Genomic DNA, 13420 nt, shown 5'->3' on the forward strand with positions numbered 1-13420 from the left:
CTAGCGCCGAACGAGGAGATTCCGGCACGGCGCGGTGTGTCCGCGGCCTCCCACGGGACGGGCTCGGTGAGGAGCTGGACGGTGCCGTCCGACCAGTCGACGTGTGTGGTCGGCGCGTCCACGTGCAGGGTGCGCGGCAGCGTGCTGTGACGCATCGCCTGCACCATCTTGATGATTCCGGCGGCGCCCGCCGCCGCTCCGGTGTGGCCGATGTTGGACTTCACCGACCCCAGCCACAGGGGCTTCTCGGGTGAGCGTCCGCGTCCGTAGGCAGCGACCAGGGCCTGGCCCTCGATGGGGTCGCCGAGTGTGGTGCCGGTGCCGTGCGCCTCGACCGCGTCGACCTCGTCGGCGGTCAGCCGGGCGTCGGCGAGCGCGCGGCGGATGACGCGCTGCTGCGCGAGGCCGTTGGGGGCGGACAGGCCGTTGGTCGCGCCGTCCTGGTTGATGGCGGTGCCGCGGATCACGGCCAGTACGGGGTGCCCGTCGCGCAGCGCGTCGGACAGGCGGGCGAGGACGAACACGCCGACGCCTTCGGCGAACGAGGTGCCGTCCGCCGCGGCGGCGAACGCCTTGATGCGTCCGTCGGGGGCCAGACCGCGCTGGCGGCTGAAGGTGGTGAACGTGCCGGGGCTGGATATGACGGTGACGCCGCCGGCCAGCGCCAGCCCGCACTCCCCGCCCTGGAGCGAGCGCACGGCCAGGTGGAGGGCCGTGAGCGAGCCCGAGCACGCGGTGTCGACGGTGAGTGTGGGGCCTTCGAAGCCGAGGGTGTAGGCGACGCGGCCGGACACGACGCTGGGCAGGTTGCCGCCCAGGACGTAGCCGTCGAGACCGTCGGGGGCCTCGTGCGTCCGGGGCCCGTACTCGTGCGGCTCCACGCCGATGAACACGCCCGAGGGTGTGCCGCGCAGGCGGCCCGGGTCGATGCCCGCGTGTTCGAGCGCTTCCCAGGAGGTCTCCAGCAGCAGCCGCTGCTGGGGGTCCATGGCCAGCGCTTCCTTGGGATTGATCTGGAAGAAGTCGGCGTCGAAGTCGGCGGCGTCCGGGAGGAATCCGCCGCGCCGCACATAACTGGCGCCGGTGACGGACGGGTCCGGGTTGTAGATGCGGTCGAGATCCCAGCCCCGGTCGGAGGGAAAGTCCGTGAGCACATGGGTGTCGTCGGCGACGATCCGCCACAGGTCCTCGGGCGTGCTCACGCCACCGGGGAAGCGGCAGCCGATTCCGACGATCGCGATCGGCTCGCCGAACGCCGACGGCAGGGCGGGCTCCGCCGTCTCGTCGGGTGCGTCCGCTCCGGCGGTGCCGTGCAGCAGGTCGGCCAGGTGGCCGGCGAGGGCGATCGGTGTCGGGTGGTCGAAGGCGAGGGTGACGGGCAGGTCCACCCCCACCTCGGCGGCGAGCCGCCGCTGCAACTGGACCAGGCCCAGCGAGTCCAGGCCCCCCGCCAGGAACGGGCGGTCGGCGGCCAGGTCGATGGCCCCTTCCCCGTAGGCGTCCGGGTCGGCGGTCCGCAACACCGCTGCGGCTTGCGCCAGCACCAGTTCCAGCATCGCGGCCCTTGACTGCTCGGTCATGTGCATACTCCGCAACGAAGAAGAGGCATGGAAACGAAGAAGACGCTTGGAGTCGATCGAGCGGGTCAGGACGCCACGTGGGCGGCCAGGGCGGCGCGGTCGACCTTGCCGTTGACGGTCACGGGGAACTCGTTCACCACGCTCAGACCGTGCGGGACCATGTAGGCGGGCAGCGCGGCGCGACAGAACGTGAGGACTTCTTTGGTGTCCGGCGCGGGACCCGAGGGGGCGCAGGTGACGAACGCGTGCAGCAGCGGGTCGCCGTCCTCGCGCGGCAGGACCATCGCGACCGCGCCGGTGATGCCGGCGAACTGGCCGATACGGCGCTCCACCTCGCCGAGTTCGACGCGGTTGCCGCGGATCTGCACCTGGGAGTCGACGCGCCCGCGGAAGTACAGCTCGCCCTCGGGCCCCATGTGGGCCAGGTCGCCGGTCTTGAACACCACCTGTCCCGATCCGGGGTGCAGCGGGTCCGGGAGGACGACGGCGCGGGTGGCCTCCGGGTCGCGCCAGTAGCCGGAGAAGAGCGAGGGGCTGCGCAGGTAGATCTCGCCGATGGTGCCGGGCTCGTCGACGGGGCTGCCGTCGGACCCGAGGAGCATCATCTCGGCGCCGGCGACGGCGTAACCGATGGAGAGGCGTTCGGTGCCGGGCGGCAGCGGGTTGGGCACCTCGGTGATGGACGCGGCCATCGTCTCGGTGGCCCCGTAACCGTTGGTGAAGCGCGCCTTCGGCAGCAGTTCCTGGAGGCGCCGCAGCTCGTCCAGGGGGAAGTCCTCCCCGGAGAAGGTGATGCGGCTGAGGATGCCCTCCTGGCCCATCTCGGCCAGCAGGTCGGATTCGTGGCGCAGTACCGGGCGCCAGACGGACGGGACGCCGTCGACCTGTGTGACCCCGGCATCGCGCAGGTACGACAGGAAGCGGCGGGGCCAGTTGAGGCGGGCGCGCGGCACGGGCACCAGCGTGGCGCCGTGGCCGAGGGCGAGGCCGATGTCGAACAGCGCGAAGTCGAACTGGAGCGGAGAGGTGTTCGCCACCCGGTCCTCGGCCGTGATGAGCCGTGCGGCCTCGGCGCCTCGCAGGAACGCGATGACCCCGCGGTGGCTCATGACCACGCCCTTGGGCCGGCCGGTCGTGCCCGACGTGAAGGTGATGTACGCGGTGTCGATGGGCGTCACCACCCGGCGGCGGCGGACGCGCGGCGCGGGCGCCCGCTCCACGGTGAGGCCGTCGGGGCCGAAGCGGGCGGTGCCGACCGTCTCGGGAATGCCGGTGCGCTGTCCGTGGTCGGACTGGATGTGCAGCGCGGGCTCGGCGCTGTCGATGATCGTCAGCAGCCGCTCGTCCGGGACCTCGGGGCTGGTCGGGGTGAACGGCAGCCCCAGCGTGGCGCAGGCCAGCAGGGTCGCCACCGCGTCGGCGTTGGTGTCGGACTCCAGGATGACGCGGTCGCCCACATCGAGGCCGAGCGCGTCGAGCGCGTCGACGAGGCGGTCGACGCGCCGCTCCAGTTCGCCGTAGGTGACGGTCTCCAGACCACCGTCCGCCGCCGCCTGGATCACGGCGGGCCGGTCGGGGTCCCTCCGGGCGGCGGCCAGCAGATAGGTCCGCAGGTTGTCCACCGACGCGTGCGCCCGGACCGGACGAGCTCCATTCGGGCTCATGCGCCACCTTCCCGATTCAGCGTTTCCGAGTAATGCCCGCCCATTTCTAACAGGTGGGCTTTTCAACTCGCAAGAACCCATGGCCACCGGCGCCCGAACTAGGGGGCATTAGGGGTTATGCAGCCAGTAGGGGTGCAAGAACACTGACCGTACAACAGGTGGGATCGAAGTGGCGGGCTTTCGGAACGCATCCGATGAGCCCGACAAATAGGGAGAGCGAGAATATGTCGGCGATTATCTTTCCCGGAATCGGCCCGGTCCGGCTCGCCGACTCGGCGCGGTTCCTGGTGACCCATCCCATAGCCCGCCGGCTCGTCGCCGAGACGGACCGAATACTGGGCTATTCCCTTCTCGACAGCTATCGCGAGGCCGAGGACCGCGACGACCAGGGGGCGTTCCCCGAGCCGGCCCGGATCGCGTTCCTGGTCCAGTGCCTGGCGCTGGCCGAGTGGGCCGTCAAGGAGAACGACCTGGACCCGGTCGTCTGCGCCGGCGCCAGCTTCGGCGGCACGGCGGCCGCGGTGCACTCCGGCGCGCTGTCGTTCCCCGAAGCGGTGGAGATGACCGCCGCGTGGGGCCGCCGCGTCGACGACCACTTCACCCGCGAGCACCGCGACATCGTCACCCAGTCATTCGCCCGCGTCGCGCCCGACCGGCTCGCGGAGATCCAGGCCGAGCTCGACGCGCGGGGCGACTGGAACGAGGTTGCCTGCCAGGTCGACAACGACTTCCACATGCTGTCGGTGCGCGAGGACGTGGTCGAGTGGTTGCAGGGACGGCTCCGCGCGGCGGGCGGCCTGCCGCTGTACGTCATGCGGCCGCCGATGCACTCGACGCTGTTCGAGGGGCTGCGGGAGGAGATCGCGACCGGGATCACCGCGGACATCACGTTCTCCGATCCCCGGATCCCCGTGGTGTCCGACCACGACGGGTCGCTGGTACGGACGGGGGCGGGGGTGCGGGAGTTGCTGCTGAACGCCGTGACGCGCACCGTGCGGTGGCCGGCCGTCGTCGACACGATCAAGGGGCTCGGCGTCGACCGGGTGCATGTCACCGGGCAGGACGCCCTGTGGGGACGGGTGGATGTCATGACCAACGCGTTCCAGGTGGTGGCGGTGCGTCCGGACACAGCTATGCGACCGCGCCGTCGCAGCGCGATCGCATAGCGGAAAAGAATCCGGTCAGCGCATGGCGTCCAGGGTTTTCCAGAGAGTCCCGGGAGTCGCGAAGTTATCCATATTGAGCGCATCGTCGACGAAACGGACGCCATACGTGTCCTCCACCGAGGACAGCAGTGAGACCATTCCCATGGAGTCGAGACCGAAATCGCGCAGGCTCAGTTCGGCGGTCAACTCCTCATCCGGTTCCAGCAAAGGAATCTGTTTGCGGAGAAGTTGCTCGAATGATTCGTCCCACATACGGGCTCCTGTGTTTTCCCGACGTTTACCGAATAGTCGGCGTCGCCGCCAACCTAAGCCCCGCGCCCTACCGGTCGGCACCCCTACCCACCCCTTTCCCTCTTCGGAGCGAGGACAATGAATCAGACACCCGTCCCCGGACACGGCCTGCACGAACGGTTCCTGACCGGCCTGGCGCTGTCGCCCGGCCGGACCGCGATCCGCGTGGACGCCACCGAGAGCCTGACGTACGAGCAGATGCACGAACTGGCGATGCGCCGGGCCGCGGCGCTGCGGGCCATGGCTCCGCAAGGGCCGCACAACGTCGCGGTGCTGGCGGACAAGAGCCTGACCGCTTATGTCGGGATCATCGCGGCGCTGTACGCGGGCGCCACCGTCGTGCCGCTCAACCCGCGGTTCCCGGCCGAGCGCACCCGCTCCATGCTCACCGCCGCCAACGTCTCCACCGTCATCGCCGATCCGATCGGCCGCTCCGCACTCGCGGAGACCGAGCTGGATCTGCCTGTCCTGGACGAGACCAGGACAGGGCCCTCGCTGGACACGCCGGTGGCCGTCAGCCCGTCCGACGTCGCGTACGTGCTGTTCACCTCGGGCTCGACGGGCCGCCCCAAGGGGGTGCCGATCACCCATGGGGCCAACCACCACTACTTCGACCTGCTGGACCGGCGCTACGACTTCGGCCCCGACGACGTTTTCTGCCAGAACGTCGGACTCAACTTCGACTGCGCCATGTTCGAGATGTTCTGCGCGTGGGGCAACGGGGCGCAGGTGCACGCCATCCCGCCCGCCGCCCACCGGGACCTGCCGGCGTTCTTCGCCGAGCGGAAGATGACCGTCTGGTTCTCCACCCCGAGCGGCATCACGTTCATCCGGCGGATGGGCGGCCTGACCCCCGGATCGATGCCCACACTGCGCTGGACCTTCTTCGCGGGTGAGGCGCTGCTGCACGAGGACGCCGCCGACTGGCACGTCGCCGCGCCCCAGTCGAAGATCGAGAATCTGTACGGGCCGACCGAGCTGACCGTGACCATCACCGGGCACCGCTGGTCGCCGAAGACCTCTGAGGAGCAGACCGTGAACGGCGGCGTGCCGATCGGAAAGGTGCACCCCGGCCACGACCACCTGCTGCTGGACGACGACGGCGAGTCGGCGGTGGAGGGCGAACTGTGCATCGCCGGACCGCAGATGACACCCGGATACCTGGACGCCGACGACAACCGGGGCCGCTTCCTGGAGCACGCCGGCCGTCGCTGGTACCGGACCGGCGACCGGGTGCGGCGGCTGGACGACGACGAGCTGATCTACCTCGGCCGGATGGACGCCCAGGTGCAGATCCAGGGATTCCGGGTCGAACTGGCCGAGGTCGACCATGTCGTCCGGCAGTGCACCGGTGTGCAGAACGCGGCCACCGTGACGCGGCCGGCCCCGAACGGTGGGCTGGAACTCGTCCTCTACTACACGGGCGAGCGCATACCGTCGGCGACGCTGCGCCGCGAGCTGGCCGCGCATCTGCCCGATCCGATGGTGCCCAAGACCTTCAAACACGTGCCGGAGTTCCCGCTCAATTCCAACCGCAAGGTCGACCGGGCGCAGTTGGCCCGGGAGGCCGCCGCACTGTCAGACGGTCGCGCCTGACCCGAAGTGACGGGCGTTCTCCGCGACCGTCCGTAGCGCCTCGGCGAGCGACTCGCCCGTCGAGGCGTGCTCCGGGTCGACGACCCACTGCATCATCACGCCGCTGAGCAGCGCGTGGTAGAACTGCCCGACCGCGGTCGCGGTGGGTCCCGGCAGCTCGTCGCCGCCCCACAGGAGCCGGACCAGGCCGTTCTGTGCCTGCTGCTGCGCCTCTATGAAGAAGCTGCCGACCTCGGGCACATGGTCGCGCTGGGAGATCGCGTCGAACTGGGCTCCCCACACCGGGCGGTGACGCTCGAACAGCTCGATCACGCGCGTCCAGGCCACCTCGAACCGCTTGATCGGATCGTCGGGGAGGTCTCCCACGTCTGCCAGGGCCCTCTTCAGCTCCTGGGCCCACTCCTCCAGCGCCTCCATGATGGCGGCGTTGAGGAGTGCTTCCTTGGTGCCGTAGTGGTAGCCGATCGAGGCGAGATTCGTGCCGGAAGCCTCGACGATGTCGCGCGCGGTGGTGCGCGCGTACCCCTTCTCGTAGAGGCATTGCTTCGCTCCGGCCAGCAGATCCTCTCGGTGTCCCATGCCGAGAGTCTAGCCACCCCCCTCAGAGATCTGTCTTGAACAGATGTCTTGAACAGAATCTGAATTAGACGAACTTCTTATACAGATCTAGAGTCGAGGCCATGAGTCCGCAACGTGCAACCTTGAGGGACTGGGTCGGCCTCGCCGTCCTTGTCGTCCCTGTCCTCATGATGTCGATGGACATGACGGTGCTGTACTTCGCGCTGCCGTTCCTCAGCGCGACCCTGGAACCGAGCGCCACCGAGCAACTGTGGATCGTGGACATCTACGCGTTCATGCTCGCCGGGCTGCTCATCGCGATGGGCACGCTCGGCGACCACATCGGCCGCCGGCGGCTGCTGATCATCGGCGCGGTGGTGTTCGGCGCGTCGTCGGTGGCCTCCGCCTACGCGACCAGCGCCGAGCTTCTGATCCTCGCCCGCGCCGTGCTCGGTATGTCCGGCGCCGTACTCGCGCCGTCCACGCTCTCGCTGATCCGCAACATGTTCCAGGATCCCGGCCAGCGCCGTACCGCCATCGCGGTGTGGACCGCCGGTCTCTCCGGCGGCGCCGCCCTGGGTCCGATCGTGTCGGGAGTGCTGCTGGAGCACTACTGGTGGGGCTCGGTCTTCCTGATCAACATCCCGGTGACGATCCTGATCGTGGTGCTCGGCCCCATCCTCCTGCCGGAGCACCGCGACCCCAAGCCCGGCCGTTTCGACTTCCTCGGTGCCGTGCTGTCGCTGGCCGCGATGCTTCCCGTCATCTACGGCATCAAGGAACTCGCCGACAACGGCTTCGACTGGAAGTACGTGGCCGTCACCGCCGCCGGCCTGGTCATCGGCGTGCTCTTCGTCCTGCGCCAGCGCGCGGCCCCCAATCCGCTGATCGACCTGAGCCTCTTCCGGGACCGGGGGTTCACCGCGTCCATCGGGGTCAACCTGGTGGCCCTGTTCGCGATGATCGGGTTCCTGCTCTTCGCGACCCAGTGGATCCAGCTGGTCCACGGGCTGAATCCGCTGGAGGCGGGGTTGTGGACACTGCCCGCGCCGTTGGCGGTGGCGGTCACGACATCGGTCGCCGTCGGGCTGGCGAAGAAGATCCGCCCCGGCTACATCATGGCCATCGGCATGGTCATCGCGTCGGCGGGATTCGCCATCATGACGCAACTGCGCGCCGATTCGAGCCTGGCCATGGCGGTGATCGGCGCGAGCGTGCTGTCGGCCGGCGTCGGCATGGCGATCCCCCTGACCGCCGACCTGATCGTCTCCGCGGCTCCGGAGGACCGCGTGGGCGCTGCCGCCGCGCTGCCCGAGACCGCCAACCAGCTCGGCGGAGCACTGGGCGTGGCGATCCTCGGCAGCATCGGCGCCGCCGTCTACACCCGTGACGTCGCCGACGTGACGACGGGGCTGCCGCCCGAGGCCGCGGAGGCAGCGGAGGGTTCGCTCGGCGGCGCGACGGAAGTGGCCAAGCACCTGCCCGGTGACACGGGCGACGCCCTCGTCACCTCCGCCGGGGAGGCCTTCACCCGCGGCATGAACCTCAGCGCCGCGGTGGGCGGTGTCGTCATGCTGCTCGGTGCCGCGGGCGCGGCGCTGCTCCTGCGCCATGTCAAGACTCCCACCGTCACGTCCGCGCCGGCGGAAGAGGCGACGGACGAGGCGACGGACGAGCCCGCGCCCGTCCCCAAGTAGTGACCGCCGCCCCGTAGTTGCGCACAACCAGAAGGGGTCCCCGCGCGAATCTTCGCGCGGGGACCCCTTCTGGTGTTTCCGGTACGGGGCGATCAGCGGCCGAGGGTCACCGGGAGCGAGGTGTAACCGGTGAGGCCCATGATGGCGCGGCGCCCGGGGGTGCCCGCCAGCTCGATGTTCGCGAACGTGTCGATCAGCTTCGGGAAGAGGTCGGCGGCCTCCATACGGGCGAGGCTGCCGCCGAAGCAGAAGTGGCCGCCGGCGCTGAAGCTCAGGTGGGCGCCGTTGTCGCGGCTCAGGTCCAGACGGTGCGGGTCGGGGAAGCGCGCCGGGTCCCGGTTGGCGGCGGACAGCAGGGCCAGGACGAGAACGCCCTCGGGAATGTCGGTGCCGCCGATGGTGATGGGGCGCGTCGTCAGACGGCTCGACGCCGTGGTGTGGGCGGTGTGACGCAGCAGCTCCTCGACGGCCGTCGGGGTGATGCTCTTGTCCGCGCGCCAGCGCTTCAGCTCGTCGGGGTGCTCGATGAGCGCGAGCACGCCGGTCGCGATGAGGTTGGTGGTGGCCGCGAAGCCCGCCGTGAACAGGAAGAGGATGAGCGCCATCAGCTCCTCCTCGTCGAGCTTCCCGTTGGCCGCCTCCTGGACGAGGGCGGACATCAGGTCGTCCTTGGGTTCGGCGCGGACCGCCTTGATCACGTCACTGAAGTACCCGGTCAGCTCCTCGGCGGCGGCGTCGGCCGCCGCCAGGTCCTCATCGGTGTAGATACCGGAGAAGACCCGTGACCAGTCGTCGGCCAGCTCCCAGGTGCGCTTGCCGTCCTCGTACGGGAGGCCGAGCATGTCGCTGATGACCGCGACGGGGAAGGGCATGGCCAGCAGCTCGACGATGTCGACCGGCTCGCCGCCGGCGGACCGCTCGATGAGTTCGTTGATCAGCTCGTCGGTCCGCTTCTCCACCGCGGGCTGCATCTTCTTGATCTTGTTGGGGGTGAACACCCGGGCGGCCAGGCCGCGAACACGGCCGTGGTCGGGCGCGTTGAGGGTGACCATCGAGTTCAGGTACATCCGCAGGGAGATGTGCTCGGCCCAGTCCTCGCGCATCTGAGCGGCGGCACGGGCCCCACTGTGGACGTCGGGCATCTTCAGGAGCGCGGTCACCTCCTCGTACCCGGAGAGCGCGTAGATACCGAGCGCGGACTTGTGGACCCGGTTCACCGACTGCAAGGTCTCGTAGATCGGGAAGGGGTCGTCGGGGAAGGGCGGCGACAGCAGCTTCATCAGCGCCTCGTCGGCCTGCTGGGTGGTGGGCGTCGCTTCGGTGGTCACGTGGTCGTTCTCCTCGTTATGGGTGGTGGTTCCGGTCCGGCAGGTTTACGGCGCGGACCGCGTGTCGAGCTCGTCGTCGAGGACGTCGAACAGCTCATCGGCCGAGAGCGACCCGAGTTCGGCCTCGTCGCTCTCGTCCGGCCTGTGGGTCTCGGTCCAGCCGGCCGCCAGGGCGCGCAGCCGGTCGGCGACGCGGCCGAACGTCTCCTCGTTGGGCGTCACCGACGCCAACGCCGCCTCCAGACGGGCCAGTTCCGCCTCCAGCGGTGACCCGGCGGGCTCCTGGTCGCCGGTCAGCTGTTCGCGCAGGGACTCGGCGACGGCGGCAGGGGTGGGATGGTCGAAGACCAGGGTGGCCGGCAGCTTCAGCCCCGTGGCCGAACGCAGCGTGTTGCGCAGTTCCACGGCGGTGAGCGAGTCGAATCCGAGGTCCTTGAACGCCCGGTCGGAGCGGACCGCGTCCACGCCGTCGTGACCGAGCACCGCCGCCACGTGCGTACGGACCAACTCGACCAGGATGCCCTCGCGCGCGGCTTCGTCGGCCGCCGCCGCCAGGGTGCGCCGCAGTCCCGCGCCGCCGTCCCCGCCGCCGGCCGCGCCCGCGCCCCCGGCGCGACGGCGCGACGTGGGCACCAGACCACGCAGCAGCGACGGCAGTTGGTCGACGCCACGGGTCCGCAGGGCCCCCGTGTCCAGGCGGAACGGCGCCAGCGCGGGATCCCCCGTACGCAAAGCGTCGTCCAGCAGCGCCAGGCCCTCCTCCTGCGACAGGGCGGGCAGGCCCATGCGGAGCATGCGCTTGCGGTCGGCGTCGGCCAGCTCGCCGAGCCCGGTCTCGGCTTCCCACAGGCCGAACGCCAGTGAGGTCACCGGCAGACCGGCCTGGTGGCGGTGGTGGGCGAGCGCGTCCAGGAACACGTTCGCCGCGGCGTAGTTGCCCTGGCCCGCCGCCAGCAGCAGGCCGCCCATCGAGGAGAACAGCACGAACGCCGACAGGTCGCGGTCGGCCGTCAGCTCGTGCAGATGCCAGGCCCCGTCCACCTTGGGCCGCAGGACCGTGTCCATACGCTCCGGTGTCAGGCCGCGGACCAGCCCGTTGTCCACGACACCGGCCGCGTGGACGACCGCCCCGACGGGATGCCGGTCGAGCACCGCGGCCAGCGCGGCGCGGTCTGCCACGTCGCACGCCTCGATGTCCACCCGCGCGCCGTGGCCGGTCAGTTCGGCGCGCAGTTCCGCCGCGCCCGGTGCGCTCCCGCCCCGACGGCTGGTCAGGACCAGATGCCGGATGCCGTGCTCCGTCACGAGGTGGCGGGCGACCAGGGCACCGAGACCGCTGGTGCCGCCGGTGATCAGCACGGTCGGCGACGACTCCCACGGGTCGCGTCCGGCGTCGATCGCCGAGGCGGGTACGCGGGTGAGCGCGGGTACGAGAAGTTCGCCGCCTCGAACGGCCACCTCGGGTGCGTCGACGAAGGGCGGAACGGTGGCCCCGTCGCCCAGGTCGAGCAGGAGGAACCGGCCGGGATTCTCCGCCGCCGCCGCCCGGACCAGGCCCCACACGGGTGCCTGGCTCAGATCGACGTCCTCGCCCTCGATCGGCACCGCGCGACGGGTGACGACGGCGAGCTTCTCCTCGCTCCTGCCCTTGTCCGCCAGCCATGCCTGGACACGCGCCAGCACCTCGTCGGCGACCGCGTGCGCGGCCTCGGGTGTGTCACCTTCGGCGCGCGGGACCTCGTACACCACGACGGGTGTCTCCAGTACGGGCACGTCGCCGGCCTTGGTCCAGGTGAGGGCGAACAGCGACTCGCGGTGGTCGCCGTCGGCCCGTAGCTGCTCGGCCGATACGGGCCGCGAGGTCAGGCTCGCGACGGAGAGCACGGGCGCGCCGGTCCCGTCGGCGACCAGAACGTCCGTGCCGTCGCCGCCCTCCGGGTTCGACAGACGGACGCGCAGCGCGGAGGCGCCGGCGCGGTGGAGCGTGACACCGTTCCAGGAGAACGGCAGCTCCGGCGCGTCGGTGGCGGCGCCTTCCTCGATGAGGCCCACGTGCATCGCCGCGTCCAGCAGCGCCGGATGCAGGCCGAACCTGGCAGCCTCCGCTCCCTCCGGGAGCGAGACCTCGGCGAACACGACGCCGTCACCGTCCCGCCAGGCCGCCTTGAGCCCCTGGAAGGTGGGGCCGTAGTCGTAACCGCGGGCGAGGAGCCGCTCGTAGGCGCCGTCCACCGGGAGGGGCGTGGCTCCGATCGGCGGCCACTGGATCAGGTCGGACGAGGGAGATACGGCCGACGGGAGGAGGGCACCGGCCGCGTTGCGGGTCCAGATCTCGTCGTCCAGGGACGAGTAGATCTCGACGGTGCGTGACTCGGAGTCGTCGGGGCCGCCCACGAGAACGCGCACGGCGACCGCGCCCTTCTCGGGAACGACGAGCGGCGCCTCCAGGGTCAGCTCGTCGACCGTGCCGCAGTCCACCTGCGCGGCGGCTTGCAGGGCGAGTTCGACCAGTCCGGTGCCGGGCAGCAGCAGGGTGCCCAGTACGTCGTGGTCGGCGAGCCAGGGGTGGGTGTCGAGGGAGAGACGTCCGGTGAAGACGACACCACCGGTGTCGGGCAGCACGATGCCCGAGGTGAGCAGGGGGTGGTCGACCGCGTCCGCGCCGGCCGTGGTCTTGGACTGCTCGATCAGCCAGAAGCGCTTGCGCTGGAAGGCGTACGTCGGCAGATCCACCCGCCGCGCGCCACGCCCGTCGAACACCGCGTCCCAGTTGACTGGCACACCAGCGGCGAACAGCCGGCCCACACCGGCGAACACACTCTCGGTCTCCGGGCGGTCGCGCCGCAGTGTGGCCGCCAGCGTGCCCTCGGCGCTCTGACCAGCCATCGCCGTCAGCACACCATCAGGACCGATCTCCAGGAACCGCGTCACACCCTCGTCCTGCAAATAACGCACGTCATCGGCGAAACGCACCGCGTCCCGCACATGCCCCACCCAGTACTCCGCCGAACCGACGTCCTTGGTCATCCGGATGGTCGGCTCGCTGTACGTGACGCTCTCCGCGACCTTGCGGAAGTCGTCCAGCATCGGGTCCATCAACGGTGAGTGGAACGCGTGAGAGACCGTCAGACGATTGCGCTTACGGTCGGTGAACCGCTCCGCGACCGCCGTGACCGCCGCCTCCTCACCCGAAATCACCACCGAAGAAGGACTGTTGACCGCAGCAACACTCACCCGCTCGGTCAGATGCGGAACGACCTCCTCCTCCGTGGCCTGGATCGCGACCATCGCCCCACCCGCCGGCAACGCCTGCATCAACCGCCCACGCGCAGAGATCAACCGGCCCGCATCCTCCAGACCGAACACCCCCGCCACATGCGCCGCCGCCAGCTCACCGATCGAATGCCCCGCCAGGAAATCAGGCTTGACACCCCACGACTCCACCAGCCTGAACAACGCCACCTCAAGAGCGAAGATCGCAGGCTGAGTGAACTCCGTACGGCCCAGAGCCTCCTCATCACCCCACATCACCTCACGCAC

The 13420-nt window shown here is 70.2% G+C and carries 9 protein-coding genes; 3 read left to right on the forward strand and 6 right to left on the reverse strand.

Going from position 1 to position 13420, the window contains the following annotated elements:
- The coding region (locus tag P3L51_RS30860) for an acyl carrier protein (protein ID WP_435594564.1) at positions 1–1649 on the reverse strand (1649 nt) is incomplete at its 3' end.
- Entirely contained in the window at positions 1646–3244 is a 1599-nt protein-coding gene (locus P3L51_RS30865) for an AMP-binding protein (RefSeq protein ID WP_354608624.1), read from the reverse strand. The genes P3L51_RS30865 and P3L51_RS30860, both read right to left, overlap by 4 nt.
- A 224-nt stretch (positions 3245–3468) precedes the next feature.
- Here P3L51_RS30865 and P3L51_RS30870 point away from each other — a divergent pair, with 224 nt between their 5' ends.
- On the forward strand, positions 3469–4410 hold the full coding sequence (locus tag P3L51_RS30870; protein ID WP_354608625.1) for an ACP S-malonyltransferase: 942 nt from the start codon (positions 3469–3471) through the stop codon (positions 4408–4410).
- Between the two features lie 15 nt (positions 4411–4425).
- On the opposite strand, the gene P3L51_RS30875 is transcribed toward P3L51_RS30870, so the two are convergent.
- Complete coding sequence (locus P3L51_RS30875; RefSeq protein WP_354608626.1) at positions 4426–4662, reverse strand: acyl carrier protein; 237 nt, start codon at positions 4660–4662, stop codon at positions 4426–4428.
- A gap of 117 nt (positions 4663–4779) precedes the next feature.
- On the opposite strand from P3L51_RS30875, the gene P3L51_RS30880 reads away from it, so the two are divergent.
- Entirely contained in the window at positions 4780–6297 is a 1518-nt protein-coding gene (locus P3L51_RS30880) for an amino acid adenylation domain-containing protein (RefSeq protein WP_354608627.1), read from the forward strand.
- On the opposite strand, the gene P3L51_RS30885 is transcribed toward P3L51_RS30880, so the two are convergent.
- On the reverse strand, positions 6280–6876 hold the full coding sequence (locus P3L51_RS30885) for a TetR/AcrR family transcriptional regulator (protein ID WP_354608628.1): 597 nt from the start codon (positions 6874–6876) through the stop codon (positions 6280–6282). The genes P3L51_RS30880 and P3L51_RS30885 overlap by 18 nt on opposite strands.
- Before the next feature lie 101 nt (positions 6877–6977).
- Between P3L51_RS30885 and P3L51_RS30890 the strand changes: the two genes are divergently transcribed.
- Positions 6978–8552, forward strand: a complete 1575-nt coding sequence (locus tag P3L51_RS30890) for an MFS transporter (protein WP_354608629.1) — start codon at positions 6978–6980, stop codon at positions 8550–8552.
- Positions 8553–8644: 92 nt separating this feature from the next.
- Here P3L51_RS30890 and P3L51_RS30895 read toward each other — a convergent pair whose 3' ends face one another.
- The gene (locus tag P3L51_RS30895; protein WP_354608630.1) at positions 8645–9880 is read right to left on the reverse strand and encodes a cytochrome P450; all 1236 of its coding nucleotides are present in this window, start codon (positions 9878–9880) and stop codon (positions 8645–8647) included.
- A 45-nt stretch (positions 9881–9925) separates the two neighbouring features.
- Positions 9926–13408 carry a type I polyketide synthase gene (locus tag P3L51_RS30900; protein WP_354608631.1) on the reverse strand — a complete coding sequence of 1161 codons (3483 nt, stop codon included), beginning with the start codon at positions 13406–13408 and terminating at the stop codon, positions 9926–9928.
- Positions 13409–13420 lie beyond the last annotated feature (12 nt).

The organism is Streptomyces panacea, from assembly GCF_040560175.1.
In the GTDB taxonomy this organism is placed as follows: Bacteria; Actinomycetota; Actinomycetes; order Streptomycetales; family Streptomycetaceae; genus Streptomyces; species Streptomyces panacea.

What these genes read in the sequence shown, in the direction of transcription:
- P3L51_RS30900 (WP_354608631.1), bottom strand. Translation starts at nt 13,408, where the DNA reads ATGTGGGGTGATGAGGAGGCTCTGGGCCGTACGGAGTTCACTCAGCCT.
- P3L51_RS30880 (WP_354608627.1), top strand. Translation starts at nt 4,780, where the DNA reads ATGAATCAGACACCCGTCCCCGGACACGGCCTGCACGAACGGTTCCTG.
- P3L51_RS30870 (WP_354608625.1), top strand. Translation starts at nt 3,469, where the DNA reads ATGTCGGCGATTATCTTTCCCGGAATCGGCCCGGTCCGGCTCGCCGAC.
- P3L51_RS30890 (WP_354608629.1), top strand. Translation starts at nt 6,978, where the DNA reads ATGAGTCCGCAACGTGCAACCTTGAGGGACTGGGTCGGCCTCGCCGTC.
- P3L51_RS30885 (WP_354608628.1), bottom strand. Translation starts at nt 6,876, where the DNA reads ATGGGACACCGAGAGGATCTGCTGGCCGGAGCGAAGCAATGCCTCTAC.
- P3L51_RS30875 (WP_354608626.1), bottom strand. Translation starts at nt 4,662, where the DNA reads ATGTGGGACGAATCATTCGAGCAACTTCTCCGCAAACAGATTCCTTTG.
- P3L51_RS30865 (WP_354608624.1), bottom strand. Translation starts at nt 3,244, where the DNA reads ATGAGCCCGAATGGAGCTCGTCCGGTCCGGGCGCACGCGTCGGTGGAC.